General features: G+C 65.7%; 17 protein-coding genes. 4 read left to right on the top strand and 13 right to left on the bottom strand.

The window, feature by feature from the left end; translation table 11 throughout:
• Positions 1-197: 197 nt before the first annotated feature.
• The 7 genes from clpB to glnA form a co-directional block, all read right to left on the bottom strand.
• Positions 198-2,756 (bottom strand): ATP-dependent chaperone ClpB, encoded by a 2,559-nt coding sequence (gene clpB / locus QZ271_RS01850; protein ID WP_291428443.1) that lies wholly within the window; start codon positions 2,754-2,756, stop codon positions 198-200.
• A 476-nt stretch (positions 2,757-3,232) separates the two neighbouring features.
• The gene (locus tag QZ271_RS01845) at positions 3,233-3,961 is read right to left on the bottom strand and encodes an ABC transporter ATP-binding protein (RefSeq protein WP_291428441.1); all 729 of its coding nucleotides are present in this window, start codon (positions 3,959-3,961) and stop codon (positions 3,233-3,235) included.
• Entirely contained in the window at positions 3,954-4,769 is an 816-nt protein-coding gene (locus tag QZ271_RS01840; RefSeq protein WP_291428439.1) for an ABC transporter ATP-binding protein, read from the bottom strand. Before QZ271_RS01840 ends, QZ271_RS01845 begins: the two co-directional genes overlap by 8 nt.
• On the bottom strand, positions 4,766-6,394 hold the full coding sequence (locus QZ271_RS01835; RefSeq protein WP_291428437.1) for a branched-chain amino acid ABC transporter permease: 1,629 nt from the start codon (positions 6,392-6,394) through the stop codon (positions 4,766-4,768). The genes QZ271_RS01840 and QZ271_RS01835 overlap by 4 nt, the downstream gene beginning before the upstream one ends.
• On the bottom strand, positions 6,391-7,404 hold the full coding sequence (locus tag QZ271_RS01830) for a branched-chain amino acid ABC transporter permease (protein WP_291428435.1): 1,014 nt from the start codon (positions 7,402-7,404) through the stop codon (positions 6,391-6,393). Before QZ271_RS01830 ends, QZ271_RS01835 begins: the two co-directional genes overlap by 4 nt.
• 379 nt (positions 7,405-7,783) lie before the next feature.
• Positions 7,784-8,941: a branched-chain amino acid ABC transporter substrate-binding protein gene (locus QZ271_RS01825; RefSeq protein WP_291428433.1), complete on the bottom strand. Its 1,158-nt coding sequence runs from the start codon at positions 8,939-8,941 to the stop codon at positions 7,784-7,786.
• A 542-nt stretch (positions 8,942-9,483) separates the two neighbouring features.
• Entirely contained in the window at positions 9,484-10,896 is a 1,413-nt protein-coding gene (glnA, locus tag QZ271_RS01820) for a type I glutamate--ammonia ligase (protein WP_291428431.1), read from the bottom strand.
• 645 nt (positions 10,897-11,541) lie between these two features.
• Between glnA and QZ271_RS01815 the strand changes: the two genes are divergently transcribed.
• Positions 11,542-13,698, top strand: coding sequence for a glutamine synthetase III (locus tag QZ271_RS01815; protein WP_291428430.1), 2,157 nt, complete (start codon positions 11,542-11,544; stop codon positions 13,696-13,698).
• Between the two features lie 212 nt (positions 13,699-13,910).
• Positions 13,911-14,723 carry an AAC(3) family N-acetyltransferase gene (locus QZ271_RS01810; protein WP_291428428.1) on the top strand — a complete coding sequence of 271 codons (813 nt, stop codon included), beginning with the start codon at positions 13,911-13,913 and terminating at the stop codon, positions 14,721-14,723.
• On the opposite strand, the gene QZ271_RS01805 is transcribed toward QZ271_RS01810, so the two are convergent.
• The 4 genes from QZ271_RS01805 to gyrA all read right to left on the bottom strand — a co-directional run bounded on the left by QZ271_RS01805 (position 14,716) and on the right by gyrA (position 20,967).
• A complete protein-coding gene (locus QZ271_RS01805) occupies positions 14,716-15,750 on the bottom strand; it encodes an NAD(P)/FAD-dependent oxidoreductase (protein ID WP_291428426.1) in 1,035 nt (344 codons plus the stop codon). The two genes, QZ271_RS01810 and QZ271_RS01805, sit on opposite strands and share 8 nt — an antisense overlap.
• Positions 15,751-15,887: 137 nt before the next feature.
• Positions 15,888-17,246 (bottom strand): FAD-dependent oxidoreductase, encoded by a 1,359-nt coding sequence (locus tag QZ271_RS01800; protein WP_291428425.1) that lies wholly within the window; start codon positions 17,244-17,246, stop codon positions 15,888-15,890.
• A 184-nt stretch (positions 17,247-17,430) separates the two neighbouring features.
• Entirely contained in the window at positions 17,431-18,039 is a 609-nt protein-coding gene (locus QZ271_RS01795; protein WP_291428423.1) for a helix-turn-helix domain-containing protein, read from the bottom strand.
• A 492-nt stretch (positions 18,040-18,531) separates the two neighbouring features.
• Entirely contained in the window at positions 18,532-20,967 is a 2,436-nt protein-coding gene (gene gyrA, locus QZ271_RS01790) for a DNA gyrase subunit A (RefSeq protein ID WP_291428421.1), read from the bottom strand.
• Between the two features lie 496 nt (positions 20,968-21,463).
• Between gyrA and hemB the strand changes: the two genes are divergently transcribed.
• Positions 21,464-22,468 (top strand): porphobilinogen synthase, encoded by a 1,005-nt coding sequence (gene hemB, locus QZ271_RS01785; RefSeq protein ID WP_291428419.1) that lies wholly within the window; start codon positions 21,464-21,466, stop codon positions 22,466-22,468.
• Entirely contained in the window at positions 22,465-23,004 is a 540-nt protein-coding gene (locus QZ271_RS01780; RefSeq protein WP_291428417.1) for a cyclin-dependent kinase inhibitor 3 family protein, read from the top strand. Before hemB ends, QZ271_RS01780 begins: the two co-directional genes overlap by 4 nt.
• 426 nt (positions 23,005-23,430) lie before the next feature.
• On the opposite strand, the gene QZ271_RS01775 is transcribed toward QZ271_RS01780, so the two are convergent.
• Entirely contained in the window at positions 23,431-24,195 is a 765-nt protein-coding gene (locus tag QZ271_RS01775; RefSeq protein ID WP_088249880.1) for a succinate dehydrogenase iron-sulfur subunit, read from the bottom strand.
• A gap of 60 nt (positions 24,196-24,255) precedes the next feature.
• Positions 24,256-26,007, bottom strand: a complete 1,752-nt coding sequence (gene sdhA, locus QZ271_RS01770; protein ID WP_291428411.1) for a succinate dehydrogenase flavoprotein subunit — start codon at positions 26,005-26,007, stop codon at positions 24,256-24,258.
• Positions 26,008-26,043 lie beyond the last annotated feature (36 nt).

Here is a 26,043-nt window from a genome sequence, read left to right as displayed (position 1 = left end):
ACAGAGGTCTTCGGGTGGATTGAGGTGTTCTACAACCGTCGCCGCCACTCGTCGTTGGGCTACCGGTCGCCGACGGCCTTCGAGGAGCAGGTCCCCATCCCGAACTGAGGCTCCACCAAACCCTTGACAGATCACTACTCCCACTCGCATTCGCCCGGATGGAATGGATGTTGCCCACCATTCCACCGGAGTCCGTATCAGTTCAGGGCACCGATCTGGAACTGGAAGTTCGTACCGTCGAAGTCCACGTTCAGGCTGGTGTTGTCGGGCACGTGCCCTTGCAGGATTTCGCGGGCCAGTGGCGTCTCGATCTCGCGGCTGATGGCGCGGCGCAGCGGGCGGGCACCGAAGGCCGGGTCGTACCCGATCTGAGCGAGGCGGTCCTTGGCCGCGCCGGACAGGTGCAGGCTCACGCGGCGTTCGGCGAGGCGTTTGATGAGGCCACGCATCTGGATGTCCACGATGCGGTGCAGGTCCGCGGCCGTCAGGGCGTCGAACACGATGATGTCGTCCACGCGGTTCAGGAACTCCGGACGGAAGTGGCCCTGCAACTCGCCCATCACGGCCTCACGGATGTTGCCGGCGCTGTCACCCCGGTGCTGCATTTCCAGGATCAGCGGACTGCCGATGTTGCTGGTCAAGATGATCAGGGTGTTGCGGAAATCCACGGTGCGGCCCTGCCCGTCCGTCAGGCGGCCATCGTCGAGCACCTGGAGCAGGACGCCAAACACGTCCGGGTGGGCTTTCTCAATCTCGTCGAACAGCAGCACGGCGTAGGGCCGGCGGCGGACGGCCTCGGTGAGCTGGCCGCCCTCCTCAAAGCCCACGTACCCGGGAGGCGCACCGATCAGGCGGGCGACCGTGTGTTTCTCCATGTACTCGCTCATGTCAATGCGGACCATGGCGTCCTGACTGTCGAACAGGAATTCTGCGAGCGCCTTGGCCAGTTCGGTCTTACCGACGCCGGTCGGCCCGAGGAACATGAAGCTCCCGAGCGGGCGGTTCGGGTCGCTCAGCCCGGCGCGGCTGCGGCGAATGGCGTCTGCGACGCTGACAATGGCGCGGTCCTGCCCGATCACGCGGTCATGGAGTTGCTCCTCGAGTTTCAGCAGTTTCTCGCGTTCACCCTCCATCAGTTTATTCACGGGAATGCCGGTCCAGCGGCTCACGACGAACGCAATGTCCTCCTCGGTCACCTGGGTGTGCGCGAACTCCGCGCCCTTGAGTTTCTGCTCCAGCTCCTGCACTTCCTTTTCCAGTTGCGGGAGGATGCCGTACTCCAGTTCGGCGGCGCGTTGCAGGTCGTAGTCGCGCCGGGCCTTCTCGATGTCCGTGCGGACCTGATCCAGTGACTCGCGTTTGGCGCGCAGCGCGCTGACCTCGTGCCGCTCGCCCTCCCAGCGGGCGCGGACATCGGCAAGTTCGTCCGTGATGGTTTTCAGGACGCCCTCGATGTCCAGCAGTCGGTTCTGGCTGTCCTGGTCTTTCTCGCGCTTCAGGGCCTCGCGTTCGATCTCCAGTTGCAGTTTGCGGCGTTCGAGCTGGTCAATGCGTTCCGGGCTGGATTCGAGAGCCATGCGCAGGCGCGCGGCAGACTCGTCGATCAGGTCGATGGCCTTGTCCGGCAGCTGCCGGTCCGTGATGTACCGGTGAGAGAGCTGCGCCGCGGCCACAAGCGCCGGGTCGGTGATCTCCACGTTGTGGTGCACCTGATACCGCTCCTTGATGCCGCGCAGGATGGAGATGGTGTCCTCGACGCTGGGTTCATCCACGAACACCGGCTGGAAGCGGCGTTCCAGGGCGGGGTCCTTCTCGATCTCGCGGTACTCGCTTAACGTGGTGGCTCCGATCAGGTGTAGTTCCCCGCGTGCCAGGGCGGGCTTGAGCATGTTGCCCGCGTCGGGGCTCCCCTCGGTTTTGCCCGCGCCGACGATGGTGTGAATCTCATCCACAAACAGGATGACCTCACCGGCCGAGGCGATCACCTCATCGATCACGCCTTTCAGGCGTTCCTCGAACTCGCCCCGGAACTTCGCGCCTGCCAGCAGGCTGCCCATCTCGAGGCTCACGATGCGTTTGTTCTTCAGGCCGTCGGGCACGTCGCCCTTCACGATACGAATGGCGAGGCCCTCGGCAATGGCGGTCTTGCCCACGCCGGGTTCCCCGATCAGGACGGGGTTGTTCTTCGTGCGGCGCAGCAGGATCTGCATGGCGCGGCGGATTTCCTCGTCGCGGCCGATCACGGGGTCGAACTTTCCGTCACGGGCGCGCTGCGTGAGATCGGTGCCGTACTTGGCGAGGGCGTCGAACTGCTGCTCACTGGTTTTGGTCGTCACGGTTTTTCCTTTGCGCTGCTCATTCACGGCGCGGTTCAGGTCAGTCTCGGTGGGCAGGCTCCGGCCACGGTACTCGCCGCGCAGGGCCAACAGGAGGGCGTCGGCGGCCACGAACGAGTCACCCATCTGGCCGGCGAGGGTGTCGGCCCGTCCGAAGGCGCGGCTCAGGGCCGGGTCAAGGTACAGGTTGTCCCCGCCACCCTGCACACGCGGGAGCTTCAGCAGTTCGGTGTCCAGCTCGGCGCGGATCTGGAGCAGGTCGCCGCCTGCCAGGGTCAGGGCGCGCCCGGCGGTGTCATTGTCGGTCAGGGTGCGCAGGACGTGGGTGGGCGTCAGGTTCTGGTGGCCGCTCTGCTGCGCGAGCCCCTGCGCCTGCTGAACGGCTTGCGTGGCGGCCTCTGTGAAACGGTCGGGATTCAAAGTGGGAACCTCCGGGAATGAGGGGAGTGGGGGCGTGGGTCGTCGGTCAACTACACCCATTCTGAAACTTGAGTGTGGTCATGTCAAGTTTATTGCGGATGATTTTTAGTTACCCGGGTAACCACCGAGACGGATTCCGAGAAGCCCACTCCGACCCCGGAACTGTTCCTGCCCTCACTCGGAGCGAAGCGAATGAGAGCAAACGGGTTCCGGGCGTGGAGTGGGCAACCTTGTGTCTTTTCAGGTTGTGAATGAGACAGACCGCTATTCGGATTACAGGGCACGCGGGCCAAAGCAAACCGACCCCCCGATTGCTCGGAGGGTCGGCAGCGTGGGCCTTATACGGACTGCCGCTCCACTGCGCCACAGTCGGAAAAGCGCCGCCTACGGCTCCATGCCGCGAAGGGGCGTCTGCCCTTCCTACTCGCGTCCGCCCGGGTTGATTTGGGACTGCAGCGAATCAATCGGAATCCGTCTTATTCTTCGCCCAGGTACGCTTTCCGCACGCTCTCGTCGTTGGCAATATCGGCGGCGTTCCCGCTGAGTTTGACCTCGCCCGTCTGGAGGACGTACGCGCGGTGGGCGATGCCCAGGGCCATGCTGGCGTTCTGCTCGACCAGCAGGACGGTCGTGCCGCGTTCCCTGTTGAGCTTGACGATGATGTCGAAGATGGACTCCACGAACAGCGGAGACAGACCCATGCTGGGTTCGTCCAGCAGGAGCAGGCGCGGGTTGACCATCAGGGCGCGGGCGATAGCCAGCATCTGCTGCTCTCCGCCGGACATGGTGCCGCCCAGTTGTGTCTCGCGCTCTTTCAGGCGCGGGAAGAACTCGAAGCCTTCCTGCACGCGCTTCTCGATCAGCGCGCGGTCAGTGACGGTGTACGCGCCGACTTCCAGGTTCTCGCGGACCGAGAGGTCCTTAAAGATGCGCCGGCCTTCGGGTACGTGACTGATGCCTTGTTGCATGATCTGGTGCGCGGGAATACCGGAGATGTTCTGCCCCTGATAGGTCATGGTGCCCCGGCGGGGTTTCATCATGCCGCTGATGGTGCGCAGGCTGGTGGTCTTACCCGCGCCGTTCCCGCCGATCAGGGCGACGATCTCGCCCTCGTTGACGGTCATGCTGACGCCCTTGAGGGCGTGAATGTGGTCGTAATAGGTGTGCACGCCGTTCAGTTCCAGCATGGGTTTGAGTTCAGACATGAGGACGCTCTTCCTTCCCGTACTCGCCGGCGGCGGCCCCGCGGCCCAGGTACGCTTCCATCACACGGGGGTCGTTGCGGACCTGGTGGGGCAGGCCCTCGGCGATCTTGCTGCCGTAGTCCAGCACGGTGATGTATTCGGACAGGGTCATGACCAGTCGCATATCGTGTTCGATCAGGCACACGGTCACGCCCAGTTCGTCACGGACCCGGCGGATCAGGCTTTTCAGGTCCTCGGTCTCGCGGGGGTTCATGCCGGCGGCCGGTTCGTCCAGCAGGATCAGTTTGGGTGTCGTGGCCAGCGCACGCGCAATTTCGAGTTTGCGCTGGTCGCCGTAGGGCAGGTTGGTTGCCAGTTCGTCACGCCACTGGCTCAGGCCCACGAAGTCCAGCATCAGGCGGGCCGTGTCGCGCGCCTCCTGCTCGGAATCATGGAATTTCCTGGTGCGCAGCACGGCGTCCACGAATCCGCTCTTCAGGCGGGCGTGGCGGCCCACCATGATGTTCTCCTCGCTGGTCATGGTCGAGAACAGGCGGATGTTCTGGAAGGTGCGGGCAATCCCGGCTTCCGTGACCTGATCGGGGCGCATGCCCACCAGTTCGCGCCCGGCCAGGCGGATGGTGCCGCTCGTGGGCTGGTAGATGCCGGTGATCATGTTGAAGAACGTGGTTTTCCCCGCGCCGTTCGGGCCGATCACACTGACGATGCTGCGCTCGGGGATGCTCATGGTCACGTCGTTCACGGCGACCAGGCCACCGAAGACCTTCATGACGCCCCGCACGTCCAGAATGTTGCCAGTGCCGGTCATCTGCGGCCTCCTGCGTTGTCCTCGTGTTTGGCGGGCGCGACGCCAGCCGAGTACACTTCGGCGCTCGTGTTCCCCAGCGCGCCGGCGTTGCCGTCCACGCTGTCGTCTTCCTGATTGTCCTCGTGGTGCAGTTCGCGGGTCCGGCGCCGGTTGGGCAGCAGGCCCTCGGGGCGCAGCAGCATCATGGTGACCAGGATGATCCCGAAGATCAGGCGTTGCAGCTGTCCAGGGTTCACCTGCTGCGGAAGGCCCAGGTGGGCGGTCGCTTCGCCCAGGCCCGGCAGGATGCGCAGGTTCAGCAGGGTCACGACGGCCGCGCCCAGGATCACGCCGGGGAACGAGCCCATGCCGCCCAGGATGACCATGCTCAGCACGCCGATACTCTGGAACAGGTTGAAGGACTCCGGGCTGATGAAGGTCTGCTTGGCGGCGAAGATCATGCCCATGATGCCCGCGAAGCTCGCGCCGGTCGCGAAGGCAATCAGTTTGGTCTGCACCAGCGGCACGCCCATGGCCTGCGCGGCGACCTCGTCGTCACGAATGGCGATCCAGGCGCGGCCGATGCGGCTGCGGTCCAGGCGGACGTTCACCAGCAGGATCATGCCCAGCACGATCAGGACCAGCACGTACAGGAACAACAGGTAGTGCTGCTCCTCGCTAAAGCCGAGCGCTCCGGCCAGCGAGTTGAACCACGGCACGTTGGCGCTGCGAATGGGTGTGATGCCCTGCGAGCCTGCCGTGTACAGGTCAAGGTTGTTCGCCAGCACCCGAATCACCTCGCCCAGGCCCAGCGTGATGATGGCGAGGTAATCGCCCTTCAGGCGCAGGACGGGCAGGCCGATCAGCACGCCGACAATCGCGGCGGCCAGGACACTCAGGGCCAGGAACAGCCAGAAGAAGCCGGGAGCGATGCCGCTGGCGAGACTGTCCGCCTGACCGGACATCAGCACGACGGCGGCGCGCGACGCGAGGGTCAGGCCCGCCACCAGACCGAAGGCCGCGAGGCGGAAACTCCAGGTGCTCGTGGCGGTGGGTGGCTGGCGGTTGGTCAGGCGGTTGATGTACACCATGCTGGCGGCCGTCACCACCGTCAGGAACAGGCCGATGGCCAGCGTACCGGCGTTGGTGGCGCCTGGATTCTCGCCGTAGTACCTGAGGATCTCGGCGAAGCGGGGACTGGCGAAGATCCCCCAGGTGTACGCGCCCACTGCGAAGAACGCCACGTACCCCAGGTCCAGCAGGCCCGCGAGTCCCACCACGATGTTCAGGCCCAGCGCCAGCGCCGCGAAGATCATGATCTGAATGCTCAGGTCGAGCAGGCTGGTGTCCTGCCGGCCGGCCGATGGCAGCACGATCAGCAGGCTGCCCACTCCGACCAGGGCACGCGCCCAGGGAGCGGCCTTCCACAGGTACGCGAACAGAACGTTTGCCAGGAACAGCGACACGAAGAACGCTTCCGTGATGGGGTTTTTCAGGAACTGTCCGGCGGCTCCCATGCTCTCAAGGAACGGACGGTTATGCGAGGCCAGCAGCACGGCGCTGGTGATCAGGAAGAACGCGATCAGCAGGATGGTGCGGTCGGGTTTCGCGTCGCGGTTGGTGTCGAACATGGAGGGCAGGCTCATACTTTCTCCACGTTGCTCTTGCCGAGCAGGCCGGTGGGTTTGAAGATCAGGATCAGAACCAGCACCAGGAACGCCCCGATCCGCTGGTAACTGGCGTCGATGACCTCCAGGTTCGCACTGCCGACCACCATGCCCAGGATGTTCGTCACGCCGATCAGGTTCTGGATGACGCCCAGCGTCAGGCCGCCCAGCACCGCGCCGGGAATACTGCCGATCCCGCCCAGCACGGCAGCCGTGAAGGCAATGATGCCCGGGTCGAAGCCGCTGTAGGCGTTCACGGTCCCGAATTTCATCCCGAACAGCACGCCGCTGATGCCGCCCAGCGCCCCGCCGATCAGGAAGGTGGCGCTGATCATGCGGTCGCTGTCGATGCCCATCAGGCCGGCGGTCACGCGGTCCTGCGCGACAGCGCGAATGGCTTTGCCCATGCGCGTGCGGTTCACGATGTAGTTCAGCACCGCGAGGCTGATCAGCGCCACGATAACCAGGATCACGTCCTTGAGTTGCATGTCGATGCCCACGCCACGCAGAAAGTTCCCGAGCGGCGCGCAGGTGCTCTCGGCGGCGCAGAATTTGTTGGCGAAGCCGCCCGGCAGGGTGTACGTCAGGTCGAAACGGCCCTGGAATCCCTCTATGACCCGCAGGACGTCTTGCAGAATCAGGGACACGCCGATGGCGGTGATCAGCGGCACCAGTTTCGGCGCGCCGCGCAGCGGGCGGTACGCCAGGCGTTCGATCAGGACGTTCAGGGCGCCTGAGATGGTCATGGCCGCGACCAGCGCGATGAGCAGCTTCAGGTAGCCGTTCATCTCGACGCCTTTCAGCACGCGGAAGACTTCGAAGCCCACCACGGCGCCCGTGACGAACACTTCCGAGTGCGCGAAATTGATGAGTTGCAGCACGCCGTACACCATGGTGTACCCCAGCGCGATGATCGCGTACACGAAGCCCAGGACGAGACCGCCGACGATCACGTTGACCAGGAAGGGCAGGAGGGTCGCGAGATCCAAAGAAATTCAACTCCTTTGCGGGGGAGTGTGGTCGCCCGGTCAGTGAACTGACCAGAGCGCCACGAAGAAACGAAGAGTGCACCCGGGAAAGGAGTGTAACCGGGAAAGGAGTGTAACCGGGAAAGGAGTACAACCGGGGAAGGAGTGCAACCGGGGAAGGAGTGCAACCGGGGAAGACCGACTCGCGGTGCTTCCTCCGGTCCCTAAACCCGCGCGGTTCCGTGCGCCGAAAGCGGTTCCGTGCGCCGTCGCCCACTGCGTCTTGACTGGTAGGGCGGCGGTCATGAGAACTGGAGCCCGGCGCGTGGCCCGGCCCCAGGATGGTGCGGGGAAGCTGAGTTGTGCGGGGGCGCGTCTGTGCACGCCCCCCGGGTGAACTTCAGTTCTTGGGAGCCTTGACGGGAATGCTGGTGCTGAGCTTGAACTTGCCGGCCGTGACGTTCATCACGTACAGGGTGCCGGCCTTGCGGTCGCCGACCGAGTTGAAGGACACGTTCCCCGACAGCAGGCCCGTGAAGCTGCCCTTGCGGATGGCCTTTTCGACCTGGGTGCGGCTGGGCAGTTTGTTGCCGTTGGCGCGCACGGCGTTCAGGGTGCCCTGCAGAACGACCTTGGCGGCGTCGTAACCGAAGGCGCCGAAGCCCTGAACATCGTCCTTGAAGGTCTTCTTGTAGTTGGCGGCGAACACCTTCGCGGCAGGCAGCGCGTCGATGGGCGCGGCGACGGTCGTGAAGTAGATGTTGTTGGCGTTGGCCGTGCCGACGATCACGGGCAGTTCGCCGCTGTCGAGGCCGTCGCCGCCGACCACGGGGGTCGCGACGCCGCCTTCACGCAGCTGCTTGATGAACACGCCCACCTGGTTGTAGATGCCGCCGAAGTAGATGGCGTCGGGCTTTTGCAGCTTGATCTTGGCGATGATGCTGGAGAAGTCGCTTTTCTCCTCAGTGCCTTCGGTCGCGATGACGGTCACGCCGCTGGCCTTCAGGGCCTTCTCGACTTCCTTGGTCAGACCTTCGCCGTAGGCGGTCTTGTCATTGATCAGGTAGACGCTCTTGGCTTTCAGGGTGCCGCTGATGAAGTTCGCGCCGGCCGGGCCCTGCGAGTCGTCGCGGGCCACGATGCGGTTCATGTTGCTCAGGCCACGGTCGGTGACCGAGTTGGCGGTGTTGGCCGGGCTGACCATCGCCACGTGGCTGGGCTGCAGGGCGGCGCTGGAGGGAATCGCGACGCCACTGTTCAGGGTGCCCACCACGGCCAGGATCTGGCGATCGGCGGCAATCTTGCGGGCGGCAGCGGTGCCGGTGGCGGGGTCAGCCTGGTCGTCGTAGGGCACGAGAACGAGGTCGAAACCGAGTTTCTTGAACTGGGCCTTGTACTCGTTGACGGCCAGCTGGGTGCCGTTGCGGATCTGGGTGCCCAGGTCGCTCTGGCCGCCGGACAGCGGGCTGAGGCTGGCGATCTTGATGGTCGTCTGGGCGGAAGCGGTGCCGAGGGCCAGGGCGGCGAGTACGGTCAGGTTCAGTGCGCTTTTCTTCATGGGTCCTCCAGGTATGGGTGCACGTTGGGGCTGGTGCCCCGGTGCTGTGTGGTGATACCTCCGATTCTATGAAGCGCTTAAGGTCCTGTCAATGCCTGTCTCATGAAACTCGGTGAAACGATCAAAGCGAGACGAAAACATTCACAGGCAATAATTGCTAACCGACGCCGTCAATGAGCAATCCAATTGCGCGGCTGGTGGCTGTCCGAAATGACCGAAGCATTCTGATGAAATGAAACGCAAGACCGGTCTGACCCATGCAAGCGCTTGACACCCCTCGGTAGGGAGCGGTTTCCGGCTGAAAATCCGACTCCGGTTGGAGGGGTGGTGGCAGCGATTGACCGGAGCAGAGAGGGCAAAAGAGAACTCCAGACCTGAAGCTGGCAACCCCGCGTTTTGGCGGGTGGATGGCACAACATACGAAATCTGGATGATCCTGTCCTGGCCCGTCACCAATAAGCCTATGGATAGACCTATGAGGACCGGGTAGGTAACGCGCAGGCCGCCTTTCCCGGTACTCCAGCTTCAGGCGGCCGGGGCGCTCAGATCAGGTCCAGGTAACGGTCCAGTTCCCACTGGTGCACGGCGGCACTGTACTCGCGCCACTCGGCGCGTTTGGCGGCCACGAAGTGCTCCATGACGTGCTCGCCCAGCGCGCGGCGCATCACGTCGTCCTTCTCAAGTTCCTCGACCGCCTCGCGCAGATCGGTGGGCAGTTCCTTCACGCGGTGGTGGCGTTTCTCGCGGACGGTCATCTTGAAGATGTTGCGCTGAATGGCAGGCGCGGGCTCCATCTGCCCTTCCAGGCCGTCCAGACCGGCGGCCAGCATGACGGCCAGCGCCAGGTACGGGTTGCAGCTCGGGTCGGGCATGCGGACCTCGGCGCGCGTGGAATTCCCGCGTTTGGCCGGAATGCGGATCAGAGCCGAGCGGTTACTGGTACTCCAGGCCACGTTCACCGGGGCCTCGAATCCCGGCACCAGCCGCTTGTAACTGTTGACCAGCGGGTTGGTGATGGCCGTCATGCCACCCGCGTGGTCCAGCAGGCCCGCGATGAACTGTTCGGCGGTGCGGGACAGGCCGTACTCGCCGGCAGGGTCCGCGAAGGCGTTCGCGCCGTCCCGGAACAGGCTCAGGTGGCAGTGCATGCCGCTGCCGTTCACGCCGGGAATGGGTTTGGGCAGGAACGACGCCAGCAGGCCGTACTCCAGCGCCACGCGCTTGACCACGAACTTGAACGTGGCGATGCGGTCGGCCGTTTCCAGCGCCGGGGCGTAACGGAAATCGATCTCGTGCTGGCCGGGCGCGACCTCGTGGTGGGACGCCTCGATCTCAAAGCCCATCTCGACGAGTTTGTTGGTGATCTCGCGGCGGATGCGTTCGCCCTTGTCGATGGGCGCCAGGTCGAAGTACCCGGCCCGGTCGTGCGTGACGGTGCTGCCCACCCCGGCCGGTGTGCGCTCGAACAGAAAGAATTCCGGTTCGGTGCCCACGAACATCTCGAAGCCAAGGGCCTGCGCCCGCGCGATCTGCCGCTTGAGCACCTGCCGGGGGTCGCCCTCGAACGGCGTGCCGTCCGGCAGGGCCACGTCGCAGATCAGCCGGGCCACCCGCCCACGCTCTCCTTCCTCGCGGGAGAACTGCGGGTAGATCAGGAAGGTCTGCAGGTCCGGGCGCAGCAGCATGTCGGATTCCTCGACGCGCGTGAAGCCCTCCACGGCGCTGCCGTCGAAGGTCACGTCGCCGTTGAGGGCCTTGGCGAACTGGGATTTGGGGACCTCGACATTCTTGGTATTGCCCAGGATGTCCGTGAATTGCAGGCGCAGGAACTTCACTTCCGCTTCCTGCAGGTGGGTCAGGATGCTCTGCGCGGTTGGGCCGTCCGGTTGCGCGGAACGCACGGTGGGCGCGGCGGCGGACGTCGCGGGCGTTTTACTGGAAGGGGGGGGCGTCATGGTGAAAGGAACCTCCGGAACGAGAAACGCACAGATGAAGTGAGCCAGGTGAAGTGAGCCAGGTGAAGTGAACCAGGTGAAGTGAGATAAGGACAGCAGGATTCAGGAGGAGTGGCGTCCAGGCGGGGGTCAAGCGGCTCAGGGCCCCGGAGCACACAGCGTGATGGCAGAAGAAGCCGGGAGGACAGAGGTGAGGTCCGGCCCGTGAGTCGGGAGAGGGCAGAACCCGAAGACAGAACCCGGCCTGAGCGGGCAAACCGCAGCCGGGTCCAGACCGTAGCGCACCACCCGGGCATGTTGAAATGGTACGACCTTAGCGGCTGCCCAGTCAGCCGGGCCTGCGTGTGCGGCCCGGACCAGTCGGTCGTTCCCCGGACGGTCCCGTCACGCCGCGCCGCATGGCCTATGCAGAGTGTCCCGTACAATCGGCAGTTTTGTACATTTGGCTGGTGACAAGCTGCAAGGCCAGGGACCTCTGGTCTAGAAGACTGCCAGAAGTTGGTCATCTTGTTCAGAACACTGCGTTGACCCTGCCGGTGCACCCCCCTATACTCGCGGGCAGTACGTGAGCCACCGTCCGGCGCGGAGCAGTCCGCAGCCCATCACACCGCGCAGCCAACGGCGTGGCCCACCACAGGGAGCGACATGAACCAGGACTTCGACGTTAACTCGGCCGCACGCAACTGGCGCGTGGAAACCACCCCCTCCGCCTCCCCGCTGGAAGTCGTGAACGACCTGTTCGCCAGCGACGTGCTGACCCTTGAGCAGCTCAAGGCCCGCCTCAGCAAGAGCGCCCACAAGAGCCTCCAGGGCACCGTGGAACGCGGCGCGCAGCTTGACCCCACCATTGCCGACACCGTCGCGATGGCCATGAAAACCTGGGCCATGGAAAAGGGCGCCACGCACTACACCCACTGGTTCCAGCCTCTGACCGGCAGCACCGCCGAGAAACACGACTCCTTCCTGAACCCCGCCGGTGACGGCGTGGCCATCATGTCGTTTTCCGGCAAGGAACTTATCCAGGCCGAGCCCGACGCCAGCTCCTTCCCGTCCGGCGGCCTGCGCGCCACCTTCGAAGCGCGCGGCTACACCGCCTGGGACCCCTCGTCCCCGGCGTTCATCATCCGGCACGCCAACGGCGCGACCCTGTGCATCCCCAGCGTCTTCGCCAGCTGGACCGGCGAGGCCCTCGACCTGAAAACCCCGCTGCTGCGCTCCATCGAGGCCCTGAACAGCGCCGTGACGCCCGCCCTGGAACTGTTCGGCGCCAGCGCCGGCACCCGCGTCAGCAGCAGCCTCGGCGCCGAGCAGGAGTACTTCCTGATTGCCGAGGAGTACTACTACCGCCGCCCCGACCTGGTCATGACCGGCCGCACCCTGTTCGGCGCGCAGCCCCCGCGCGGCCAGGAGCTTGAGGACCACTACTTCGGCGCGATTCCCGAACGGGTCCTGAGCTTCATGACCGACGCCGAAATGCAGCTGTACGCGCTCGGCATCCCCGTCAAGACCCGCCACAACGAGGTCGCACCCGGCCAGTTCGAGATCGCCCCGATCTTCGAGAACAGCAACATCGCCGCCGACCACCAGCAGCTGATCATGCAGGTCCTGCGCACCACCGCCCGCAAGTTCGGCCTGGTCTGCCTGATGCACGAGAAGCCCTTTGCCGGCGTGAACGGCAGCGGCAAGCACTGCAACTGGAGCATGTCCACCAACGCCGGTGAGAACCTGCTGGAACCCGGCGAAACCCCCCACGAGAACATGCAGTTCCTGTTCTTCTGCACCGCCGTCCTGAAAGCCGTCGATACCCACCAGGACCTGCTGCGCGCCTGCGTGGCCAGCGCCAGCAACGACCACCGCCTCGGCGCGAACGAGGCGCCGCCCGCGATCATCAGCATCTTCCTGGGCAGTGAACTGACCGACATCTTCGACCGCATCGTCAGCGGCCAGGGCGGCAGCGGCAAGTCCGCGGGTCTGATGGGCCTGGGCAGCAGCGTCCTGCCTGAAATTCCCGTGCACGCCGGTGACCGCAACCGTACCAGCCCATTCGCCTTCACCGGCAACAAGTTCGAGTTCCGCGCCGTGGGCTCCTCGCAGAGCATCTCCTTCCCCATCACGGTCCTGAACGCCATCGTCGCCGAGAGCGTCTCTGAACTGACGGCCGACCTGAAAGCCAAACTGGGTGCGGGGCAGCGCCTCGACGACGCCGTGGCCGAAGTCGTCAAGAGCACCTACCAGAAGTACCAGCGCATCGTGTTCAACGGCGACGGCTACAGCGAGGAGTGGCACACCGAAGCCGAGAAGGAACGCGGCCTGCTGAACCTGCGCACCACCCTCGACGCCGTCAAGGAACTGAACAACGACAAGAACACTGCGCTGTTCGGCAAACTCGGCATCCTGAACGAACGCGAACTCGGCGCACGCCAGGAAATCATGTTCGACATCTACTTCAAGACCGTGAACATCGAGGGTGAAACCACCGAGTACATGGCCCAGACGCAGATTCTGCCCGCCGCCCTCACCTACCTCGCGGATCTCGGCCGGGTGAGCGGCAGCAAAGCCGCCCAGGGTGTGACCGCCGAAGTCAGCGCCGCCGCCGACGAACTGTTCAGTGCCATCCAGGCCCTGCGGACCCAGAACGAGATGCTGGGCGGCGAGGAAGTGCACGAGAAGGCCCACCATATGCGTGACCACGTGCTGCCCGCCATGGGCGACGTGCGCACCGCCGCCGACAAACTGGAGAAGGTCGTGAGTAGCAAGCTGTGGCCGCTGCCCACCTACCGCCAGATGCTCTTCGTGAAGTAAGGAAAGCGGGGTGCAGGGCGGGCCGTATTGACTGGATCAACTGCCCACCCGCAGCCCACACCATGACCGGCACAGCCAACCCCCGACGCCCGTGACCCGACCTGCCCCGCAGCAGGCGGGTCACTTCTCTCTGCCTGGGCTCTGTGGCTGGACTCTGTGGCTGGCCAGCTCACGTTTCAGTCCTGCTGCGCGGAGCGGAGTAAACTGAGGGCGTGCTGAATCTGCTTCGCCGCTCCGTTGTCACCCCCGCCGAACTGGATGAGGGGCTGGGCGCGCTGGGACTGGACGGGTCGCAGCACGTGATCGTGCACGCGAGCCTGAAGTCCTTCGGAACGCTGGACGGCGGGTCCCGGACCATCGTGGACGCCCTGGCCGCGCGGACGGCGACGGTGGTGGCCCCGGCCTTCACGTACACGACGCTGCTGTCCCGGCCGACCTCGACCACGCACGCCCGCTTTCACCGGGACAGCCGGGTCAGCCGCGATATCGGGCGGGTCTCGCAGGAGATCGTGGACCGCGCAGGCGCCCTGCGATCCTTTCACCCGACCCTGAGCTTCATCGCGCTGGGCAGAGAGGCGGCCCGCATCACCGAGGCGCAGTCGCTGAGCAGCCCGTACCAGCCCGTCGGGGCGCTCTACGACCTGAACGGGTACGCGCTGCTGATGGGCGTGGATTTCGGAAGTAACACCAGCGTGCATTACGGCGAGCACCTCGCGGGCATGCCGTTGCTGACGCGGTACGTGCCGCTGGACGGTCAGGTGCTGCCCACCGCCTTCCCGAACTGCTCGGCGGACTTTGATCACCTGGCCCCCGAGGTGCACATGGGCCTGCGGAGCACGCAGGTCGGCCAGTCCACGCTGCGCCTGTACCGCGTGCGGGACCTGGTGGACGCCACCGTGCGTCTGCTGAACCGTGACCCGGAGGCGCTGCTATGCACCTACCGTGGCTGCCGCTGCCAAGAGGTGCGGACACTGGTGCGGGCGCAGGGACTGACGCCGCGCCCGCACACGGGCCTGATCAGCTGAGGCGTTTTTCGCTGGAGTGACCGGGCCGGACCTTCAGGTCAGGGCGAACGTGCTGCGCCGCGTGATTGGCCGCCACGGCCGCCTGCGCCAGGGCCACCGAGATCAGCTTGAACTCCTGCCCGGACGCGGCCACGTCGCCGGCCACGAACACGCCGCGCAGCGCCGTCCGGCCGCCCGGCCCATCCGGTACGTAGTCGCCCTGCCAGTCCAGCGGCCAGCCCTGCACCGGGGTCAGATCCGGCAGGTAACCGTTCAGGATCAGGACCGTGTCGGCCTTCACCTCGTGGGGCTTTCCGTCCACGGTCAGGGAGGCCCCGGTCAGGCTCAGGGTGCTCAGGGCAGCGGGGGCCAGCAGCTTCAGTTGTCCGCCGCTGGCCGCGTCCTCCAGGGCGCGCAGGTCGGCGGGACTGCCCCGGAATCCGGCGCGCCCGTGCGTCAGCGTCACCTGCGCCCCCACCCGCACGAGTTCCAGCGCGGTGCGGGTGGCCTGCGGCACGCCGCCCACGACCAGCACACGGCGACCCGCCAGTTCCGCCGCCTCCGGTACGTCCGTCCGCACGTCCGGGTGGGTGTCGGTGCCGGGCACGCGGGCCTCGCGGGGCAGCAGCGCGCCCAGACCGGCCGCCAGGATCACGGCCCCCGCCCGGAAGGTCCGTGGTCCGTCCGGGGTGGTCGCCCCGACGCGCCAGCCCTCACCGTCCGGTTCCAGGGTACGGGCCACGGTCCGCAGGTGCCACTGCACGTCCAGGCCGCCGAGTTGCCGGACCAGTCCGGCGATCACGTCAGCGGCGGGCGCTGCGGGCAGGCCCGGCACGTCGTACACCCGTCGGTCTGGGTACAGGGCGGTCAGTTGCCCGCCGGGTTCATGCCGGGCGTCCAGCAGGCTCACGCTCAGGCCGCGCCACGCGGCGTAGAAGGCGGCGTGTAGTCCGGCAGGCCCGGCACCGACGATCAGCACGTCGCCCGGCACGTCACCCGGGACGGCCGCGTCACGCTCAGGGGAAAAGGCGGGGGAGGGGACGCTCATGCGGCGAGTATGCCAGACGCGGCCGCGTAACCGTGGCGGCCCCGCCCACACGGGAACAGTATCAATCGGAATCCGTCTGAGTGCAGGAGCGTTCGTGTGAAGCTGCGGGCGCAGCGTTCAGTCCTGCCCTGTGCAGGTCAGCTCTGGCGGTGGCCGAGCATCATCTCGCGGTGTACGATCTTGCGGCGGGGGCGGCCCTCGGCCTGACCGGTCGCCAGTTCGTGCGCGTCCAGGGTCTGCCAGTCCGCAAACGAGTACACCTGCACGCCCCGAGCGGCCAGCAGGGCGTCCACGGCCGCGCGGGTGGGGTGGGCCGCGCCGGGCAGGAAGCCGCCGCTGACATCGGCCAGCAGGTGCGCGACGGTGTCGGTGGCGTCCTTGCGGTTGGTGCCGACCACGCCGCTCGGGCCGCGCTTGATCCACCCGGCGGTGTACTCGCCCACGCGGCCCTGGACGCGGCCTTCCTCGTTGGGGATCACGCCGCGCCGCTCATCGAAGGGCACGCCGGGCAGCGCCACGCCCCGGTACCCGACCGAGCGCAGCACCATCTGCACGGGCAGCACCTCGTACTCGCCGGTTCCCACGGCGTTTCCGTTCTCGTCCAGGCGGTTGCGTTCCACTTTCAGGCCGCCCACATGCCCGGTGCCGTCGTCGATGATCTCGGTGGGGGACACCAGGAAGCGCAGGTGCACGCGGCGGGATTTGCCCTGCGGGGTGCGGGCGGCGAAGTCACGCAAGACCTCGATGTTCTTCTTCTTCACGTTGTCGGTCACGGCCGCTTCCTCGGCGTCGGTCAGGGCGACCTCGGCAGCGTCCACGACAGGTTCGGACTCGTGCAGCTCGCCGAATTCACGCAGTTCCTTGGTCGTGAAGGCCGCCTGCGCCGGGCCGCGCCGACCCAGGATCCACACGTCCTTCACGGCGCTGTGCTCCAGGGCGTCCAGGGCGTGGGGGGCGATGTCGCTGCTGCGCAGTTCCCCGGTCGTCTTGGCCAGGATGCGGCTCACGTCCAGGGCCACGTTCCCCACGCCGACCACGGCGACACCACGGGCGCTCAGGATCATCTCGCGGGCGGCGGCGTCCGGGTGACCGTTGTACCAGGCGACGAACTCGGTGGCGCTCATGGAACCGTTCAGATCTTCGCCGGGAATCCCCAGGTGGCGGTCACTGCTGGCCCCCACCGTGTACAGGACTGCGTCGTAATGGGACACGGCGTCCTCGTGCGTCAGGTCCGTGCCGAAGGATACGTTGCCCAGGAAGCGCACACGCGGGTCGCCGAGGGTCTTCTCGAAGCCGCGCGTGACACTCTTGATGGTCAGGTGGTCGGGCGCCACGCCGTAACGCACCAGTCCGTAGGGGGTGGGCAGGCGGTCGAACACGTCGATCTCAACGTTCAGGTCGCTTTTCAGCAGGGCTTCAGCGGAGAAGATGCCGCTGGGGCCGCTGCCGATCACGGCGACGCGCAGGGGTCGGTCGGGGGTGATTGTCAGGGTCATGTGGTCGAGTCTAAAGGTCAACCCCTTAAGGGGGAATGGCAAACGCTGCCCGCTGTCCACTCCGGAACGTGTCACGCGGGCGCAGACAGTGCGCGGCGCGTGGTGCCCGGCGCAGCAAAAACGGGGCGCTGCCCGTCGTGAGGACCGGGCAGCGCCTGCTGAACACGGGGTCGCTTGGTGTAGATCAGGCGGCGGCGATGACGCTCAGGGCTTCTTCGTTCTTCAGGGTGATCTTGCCGTACCCGGCGCTGATGACACCCTCGCGGGACAGTTCGCCCACGACCTTCGTGACGGTCTCGCGCACGCTGCCGACGGCGGCGGCCAGTTCGTCGTGCGTGGCGTAGATCATGGTTTCACCGCTGTCGAGCTGGGTCGCCAGGGCGGTGTCCTTGAGTTCCAGCAGTTCCCCGGCGATGCGGGCGCGCAGTCTCTTGCCGACCAGGCGGAAGATGCTCTCGTAGGCGCGTTCCAGCGTGCGGACCAGGTGGGTGGTCACCACGAGGTTGTCCTCGGCGCTCATCAGGGCGGGGTTGATCACGTCGATGCTGGAGTCCGTGACGGCTTCGGCAAAGTAGGCGCGGTTCACGCCGGCCAGGGCTTCCTCGCCAAAGTACTCGCCGGGTTTCACGTAACGCAGGGTCAGGCCGTTACCGTCGTCGTCCATGGTGTGCACGCGCACCAGACCGGTCGAGACGCGGTAGAGCATGTCGCTCTTGCCGGGGTAGAGGATGACGGCGCCGGGGCGGTAGGTGACAGTATCCACGTAGGTTCGGGTGTTGGTGCTAAGGGTCATTGTGTGCGCCTCCTTGGGCGGTGGGATACGGCCTCCGATTGATTCGGTGCAGTTCAGAATCAATCCGAGCGGTTGCGAGTAGGAACAACATACGGATTGGGCGGAATGGAGCGTCAGTCCGTATGAGAAGGGGGAAATGGAGTGCCGGGGGCTTATTCCCGACCTGCTCACAGTGTAACCCAGTCTCACTTTTTTGTAAACACTTTTGTTTCTTTAATCAGCGTTGAGGTTACAGATCAATCGCTCTATCGCTGTTCCCGTCAATGCCCGGCAGGACAGCGCCTTCGGCCCGTTCCTGGCCCCGCCACGGCTCACCGGCCGCTCACCGCCGGGGTGCGCTCTTTAACGGCGCGTCAGGCAAGCGGAGGCCCAGAGCTACCCGTTCTTCGCGGGGACGGGCCAACGCTATCCACGGTTCGCTCGGTCCGGCTGGAACAGGCGTGGGCGGCGAGGCCCTCACCCCACCGCCCACCCGCAGCCCGCCTCAGCGGATCAGAGTTCGTCCTCGCGGCGGATCGGGAAGGCGCTGATCACAGAGTCCTTGTCAGACACGTTGATCACCTTCACGCCCTGCGCGTTGCGGCCCGTGACCCGGACCTCCTCGACGCGGGTGCGGATCACGGTGCCCTTCTCGGTCAGGACCATCAGTTCCTCGTCACCGGCCACGCGGGCCAGCGTGACCAGTTTGCCGGTCTTGTCGGTCACGTCCAGCGTGATGACGCCCATTCCACCGCGCCCCTTGGCGGGGTACTCGCTGACCGGGGTGCGTTTACCCAGTCCGCACTCGCTGACGGCCAGCAGTTCGCTGTCCTCGTCACCGCCAGGCACCAGGGCCATGCTCACCACGGCGTCCCCCTCGCCTTCACGCAGGCGGATGCCGATCACGCCCTGCGTGGCGCGGCCCGTGTCGCGCACCTCGCCGCTCTGGAAGCGCATGGCCTTGCCGTTGCGGGTCGCCAGGATCACGTGATCACTGTCCTGCACGATACCCACGCCGATCAGCTCGTCGCCGCTCTGGAGGTTGATGGCGATCAGACCGGCCGAGGTGATGTTGCCGTAATCGGTGATCAGGGTCTTTTTCACCACGCCGTTGCGGGTCGCGAAGATAAAGCACCCTTCCTCCTCGAAGCCCCCCACGCTCAGGACGGACGCGATGTTCTCCTCGTCACGCAGGCCGGGCAGCAGGTTGCGGATGTGCGTGCCCTTGGCGTCACGGCCCGCTTCCGGCAGGTCGTAGATCTTCTCGTGGAACACGCGGCCCTTATCGGTGAAGAACAGCAGGAAGTCGTGCGTGCTACCCACGAACACTCGGGTGTTCACGTCCTCGTCGCGCAGTTTGCCGCCCGACGCGCCGCGCCCACCCCGGCCCTGCGCGCGGTAGGCGTCCAGGTTGCTGCGCTTGAGGTACCCGGCCTTGGTCATGGTGATGACCATGTCCTCGACCGCAATCAGGTCTTCTTTGCTGATGTCCTCTTCGAGCAGCGTGATGGTGCTGCGGCGTTCGTCGCCGTAATTGTCGCGTACGGCGCGGATTTCCTTCTTGATCTCCTTCCAGAGCAGGCCCTCGTCACCCAGGATGGAGCGCAGGAACGCAATCGTCTTCTGGAGTTCGTCGAACTCGGCCATCAGCTTCTCGCGTTCCAGGCCCACCAGGCGCTGCAGGCGCATGTCCAGGATCGCCTGCGACTGCTCCTCGCTGAGCCCGAAGCGGACCATCAGCGAGTCGCGCGCCTCGGTGCCCGTGTTGCTGGCACGGATCAGGTTGATGACCTCATCGATGTGGTCAAGCGCCTTGATCAGCCCTTCGAGAATGTGGGCGCGGGCCTCGGCTTTCTTCAGTTCGTACTGCGTGCGGCGCGTGACCACGTCGCGACGGTGAGCCAGGAAGTACCGCATGGTATCGACCAGCGGAAGCACGCGCGGCTCGCCGTTCACGATGCTCAGGTTGATGACCGTGAACGTGCCCTGCAACTGCGTGTACTTGTACAGCTGGTTCAGGACCAGGGTGGGAATCGCGCCGCGCTTGAGTTCCACCACGATGCGCACCGGGTCCTTGCGGTCGGACTCGTCACGCAGGGCGCTGATGTCGGGAATCTTCCCGGCCTTGTACATGGCGCTGATCGTCTGGATCAGGTTGGTCTTGTTCACCTGATACGGAATCTCGCTGATGATGATCTGGTTCCGGCCGTTCTTTTCCTCGATGCGGGCCTTGCCGCGCACCTTCAGGCCAGCGTGGCCCGTGGCGTAGGCTTCGCGGATGCCGACCTGCGAGATGCGCCCGCCGGTCGGGAAGTCCGGGCCGGTCACGTGCTGCATCATGCCGTCCAGGTCGATGTGCGGGTCGTCGATCAGGGCCAGCAGGCCGTTGCAGATCTCGGTCAGGTTATGCGGCGGAATGTTCGTCGCCATGCCCACCGCGATGCCCGACGCGCCGTTGATCAGCAGGTTCGGCACGGCCGAGGGCAGCACGCTGGGTTCGACGGTGGTCTCGTCGTAGTTGGGTTTCAGGTCCACCGTTTCTTTTTCTAGGTCGGCCAGGACCTCCTCGGCGACCTTGGTCATGCGGGCTTCGGTGTAACGCATGGCGGCGGGTGGGTCGCCGTCAATGGAGCCGAAGTTGCCCTGCGGGTGAACCATGGGGTAACGCATGTTCCACCACTGGCCCAGGCGGACCATGGCGTCGTAGATGGAGCTGTCGCCGTGCGGGTGGTACTTCTTCATGACCTCGCCGACCACAGAGGCCGACTTGGCGTGTTTCTGGTTGGCGTAGAGGCCTTCGAGCATCATGGCGTACATGATCCGGCGCTGCACCGGCTTGAGGCCGTCGCGCACGTCGGGCAGCGCGCGGTCCACGATCACGTTCATGGCGTAGTTGATGAAGTTGGTCTTGACTTCGCTGGTGATGTCAACGGGAAGAATTCCAGTCATGTTGCTCCAGTGGCGCAGGTCCGGGCGTGGCCGGAGCCGCGCCGCAGAGGTGGGATGAGGATGCCCGGCGCGGGGGCCGGGAGTGGATCAATTCTAGCACGATTATGTTTTAAGCGTAATAGAACCGACGCCTTCTATGGTCCCCATTGTACCCGAAAACAGCCCCCGACACCGCGACTCCCACCAGCACCGGAACCCGCCCAGCACCAGCAAAATCAGTTCTCCGTAACCCCCTGGACTCCACCTGCCACGGCAGGCGCGCTCTACCACCGCTCCTGCATCCCCGGCCGAGCCCGCAGTGGGCACCCCAGCCGCCTCAAACAGATGGCAGTCTGTTTGGTTGACAACCCAGAACACCACCGGGGTGCCATTTCGACGCCCAGAACCTGCCCTCCTGCTGCTCGGGTCGAGAGGTCCTCTGCCCGCGCCTCCGTCCCCACCTGGGGTGCCGGGACGCGTTGCATTCGTCCCGGCATGGGCGCGCTAGCGTAAGCGCATGCAAGACCGTCCCCGCCGCCTGCGCCGCACGCCCGCCCTGCGCGCCCTGACCCGCGAAGTGCACCTGCACCCAGAGCAGTTCATCCACCCGGTCTTCGTGCATGAGCGCGACACCGTCACCGACATCGCCACCATGCCCGGCGTGAGGCGCCACAGTATCGAAAGTGCTGTGGCGCAGGCCCGCGAGGCCCTGAGTCTCGGCATTCCCAGCGTGATTCTGTTCGGCATTCCTGACCACAAGGACGCCCTGGGCACCCAGGCCTACGCAGAAGACGGCATCATCCAGCGGGCCACGCGTGCCATCAAGGCGGCGGTGCCGGGCATCAGCGTCATCACCGACACCTGCCTGTGCGAGTACACCGACCACGGCCACTGCGGCCCGCTGTGCGAGGTGCCCGGCCAGAGCGGACCGGACGCCTGGACGGTCGATAACGACCCCAGCCTGGAGTTGCTGGCCCGCACGGCCGTCTCGCAGGCCCGCGCCGGGGCGGACGTCGTGGCCCCCAGCGCCATGATGGACGGACAGGTCGCCGCCATCCGCGCCGCGCTGGACGGGGCGGGTTTCGCGCATACCCCGATCATGAGTTACGCCGTGAAGTACGCCAGCGCCTACTACGGCCCCTTCCGTGACGCCGCCGGGTCCGCGCCCAGCGTCGGGAACCGCGCCACGTACCAGATGGACCCCGCCGGAGGCTACCGCGAGGCGCTGCGCGAGGCCCGCCTGGACGCCGAGCAGGGCGCCGACACCCTGATGGTCAAACCCGCCCTGGCGTACCTGGACGTCCTGAGCCTCCTGAAACGCGAGTTCGACCTGCCGGTGGTGGCGTACAACGTCAGCGGCGAGTACTCGCTGATCAAGGCGGCCGCCGCCGCCGGATTCATGGATGAACGCCGCACCGTCCTGGAAACCCTGACCGGTTTCAGGCGCGCCGGAGCGGACGCCATCATCACGTACCACGCCCTGGACGCCGCCCGCTGGATCGCCGAGGACGCCCGCCAGTGACCAGCGCCGCCAACCCCATCCGCGTGGACTGGATTCCCACCGGCCTGTGGCCCGGCCGCCTGGGCCTGACCTTCGCGCCGGGCAAGAAGGGCGGCAGCGTGTACCAGCCGGGCGTCACGCACGACCGAGACCTGACCGAGGACATGCGCACCCTGGCACAGGACGGCGCGAACGTCATCGCGCCCCTGCTCGAAGACCACGAGTTCCCCATGCTGGGCCTGGAGGACTACCACGACGCCGCGACCACCTTCGGACTGGAAGTCGCGCCGTACCCCATACCGGACGCTCACGCTCCGCACGACCCGCACGACTTCGCCGCGTACATCGACGAACTGATGACCTACCTCCTGAACGGCCGCAGCGTCGTCGTGCACTGCCGGGGCGGCCTGGGCCGCGCGGGCCTGAGCGCCGCGTGCCTGCTCGTGCAGGCGGGCCTGAACGCCGACGACGCCATCGCCCTCGTCCGGGAGACCCGCAGCCCAAACGCCATCGAAACACCCGAGCAGGAAAGGTTCATTCACGACTTCGCCCGCTGAAGGCACCCAGGATGAGCATCGCCAACCGCATCCATGGCAAGGCCCAGGAAGGGCGACGTCTTGCAGGGGCGCTTCTGTGTCCCTGGCGCTGACCTTCCGGGTACCCTATACGGATTCCGATTGATTCGGTGCAGTTCCGAATCAATCGGAGCGGAGCGAGTAGAAGCAAAACGGGTTCTGGACGTGAAGCTGACAACCCGGTGCCCTTCCGGGTTGTCAACGAAACAAACGGAATCCGTATGAGTCGGAGCCGATGCGGGAAGTGTGGCGTGACGCTGGCCGATCACAGGCGGGCCGGGGCATGGTGGGATTGACGCGCGGGGCGGTCAGGGGCGGGGCGACGGTCGTGACCCACGGTACAGCCTGCGCCGCCCATGAAAAAGCCCCGCCCACCGGCAGGCGGGACGGGGCTCGGGAAGCTTCGGCTTACGCCTGGCCGTACATGACGGCGCGTTTGACTTCCTCGATCAGTTGCGTGATCGGAATGTCGCGCGGGCAGGCCTCGGTGCAGTTGTACGCGGTGCGGCAGCGCCATACGCCCGTGTTCTGGTTCATGATGCCCAGACGCTGCTGCGTGGCCTCGTCGCGGGTGTCGAAGATGAAGCGGTGTGCCTGCACGATGGCGGCCGGGCCGAGGTACGACCCGTTCACCCAGAAGATCGGGCAACTGGTCGTGCAGCACGCGCACAGGATGCAGTTGCTGGAGTGCGCCATGCGCTCGGCTTCTTCCTCGGACTGAATACGCTCGGCGGCGGGGGCCGGGGACTCGTTGATGAAGTACGGCATGATCGCCTTGTACGAGTCGAAGAACGGCTCCATGTCCACGAGCAGGTCCTTCTCGACCTTCAGGCCGCGAATGGGTTCCACCGTGATGGTCCCGCCGCTCTTGGCCACGTCGCGCACCAGCGTCTTGCAGGCCAGTCGGTTACGCCCGTTGATCAGCATGGCGTCGCTGCCGCAGATGCCGTGCATGCACGAGCGGCGGAAGGTCAGACTGGGCTCCATGTACCACTTGATGTGGTTGATGACGTCCAGTACGCGGTCGCTGGCCTGGGCTTCCACGTCGTAGGTGGTCCAGTGCGCCTTCTTGTCCTTTTCGGGGTCAAAGCGCAGAACCTTCACTTTCAGTTGGATCATCGGCACGCTCGCAGAGACGGGCGCGGCGCTGGTCGGTGCGTGGGTCTGGGTCATTGAGATTCCTTCCGGGCGGCGTGCATGGCAGCGCCGCCCGAGTGGGTAGGGGGGGCGGGGTCAGTACACGCGCGGCTTGGGTTCAAAGGCCCGCGTGAAGCCCTTGAGGGACACGGGCTTGTACCCGATCTGCACCTGACCCTCGCGGTTCAGGTCCTTGTACGCCATGGTGTGCTTGAGCCAGTTCTCGTCGTCGCGCGTGGTGAAGTCCTCGCGGTCGTGCGCGCCGCGCGACTCGGTGCGGTTAAGCGCGCTGGCGGTCATGGCCTCGGCGCAGTCGAGCATGAAGCCCAGTTCCATCGCCTCGATCAGTTCGCTGTTGTAGCGGCGGCTGGGGTCGCTGACGCCCACGTTCGCGTAACGCGCCTTGAGTTCCTGCACGATCCCCACCTGTTTGGCCATGTCGGGGCCGTTGCGGAAGATCCCGACGTTGTTCATCATGGATTCCTGCAGTTCCTTGCGGATCGAGGCGGCGTTGTCCTTGCCGTTGCTGGCGCGCAGGCGGTCGAACAGGTCCACGCTCTCGCGTTCGGGGTTCTCGGGCATGTCCGCGAATTCCACCTGACGCGCATACTGCGCGGCGTAGATTCCGGCGCGGCGGCCGAACACCACGAGGTCCCCGAGGCTGTTGGTGCCCAGGCGGTTCGCGCCGTGCAGGCTCACGCAGGCCTGCTCACCGGCCGCGTACAGGCCCTCCACGCTGCCGCCGTTCCCGTCACTCAGGCACAGGCCGTTCAGGTCGGTGGGAATGCCGCCCATCGCGTAGTGCGCCGTCGGCTGGATCGGCACGAGGTCCTTGACCGGGTCCATGCCCAGGTACGTGCGCGCCAGGTCGGTAATCTCGGCCAGTTTGCCCTCGATCACCTCGCGCGGCAGGTGCGTCAGGTCGATGTTCACGGCGTCCTTGTCGCGGCCCACGCCGCGGCCTTCGCGGATCTCGGTGATGATGGAGCGCGACACGATGTCACGCGGCGCCAGATCCTTGATGGTCGGCGCGTACCGCTCCATGAAGCGCTCACCGCTGTCGTTTCGCAGAATGCCGCCCTCACCACGAATGCCTTCCGTGACCAGGATGCCCAGCTTCGCCAGTCCCGTCGGGTGGAACTGATAGAACTCCATGTCCTCAAGGGGCAGGCCCTTGCGGTAGTAGATGCTCATCAGGTCGCCCGTCAGGGTCAGTGCGTTACTGGTGATCTTGAACGCCCGCCCGTACCCGCCCGCCGCCAGAATCACGGCCTTCGCGTGGAAAGTGTGCAGCTCGCCGGTACTCAGCTCGTACGCCACCACACCGCGGCAACGGCCGTCCTCGATCAGCAGGTCCGTCACGTGGAACTCGTTGTAGAACGTCGTTCCGGCCTTCACGTTCTGTTGGTACAGCGTCTGAAGGATCATGTGACCCGTGCGGTCCTTGGCATAACAGCTGCGCTCCACGGCCGCCTTCCCGAAATCACGGGTGTGCCCACCGAACTTACGCTGCGCGATCTTCCCGTCCGGCGTGCGCGAGAACGGCAGACCCATGTGTTCGAGCTCGTACACCGCGTCAATGATGTCCTTGGCGAACACCTCGGCGGCGTCCTGATCGGTCAGGTAATCGCCGCCCTTGACGGTGTCGAACATGTGCCATTCCCAGTGGTCTTCCTGCACGTTCCCCAGCGCCGCGCCGATCCCGCCCTGCGCAGCGCCCGTATGAGAACGCGTCGGGTACAGTTTGCTGATGCAGGCCACGGACACGTTGCCCTTCGCCGCGTACAGCGCCGCCATCAGGCCCGCACCGCCCGCACCTACAACCAGAACGTCATAACGATGATGCATAGTTATCCTTTACCACCTGCCAATTCTGGACGCAGG

This window comes from Deinococcus sp. (assembly GCF_018260555.1).
GTDB lineage: Bacteria > Deinococcota > Deinococci > Deinococcales > Deinococcaceae > Deinococcus.
This window is presented reverse-complemented; position numbering and strand designations above follow the sequence as displayed.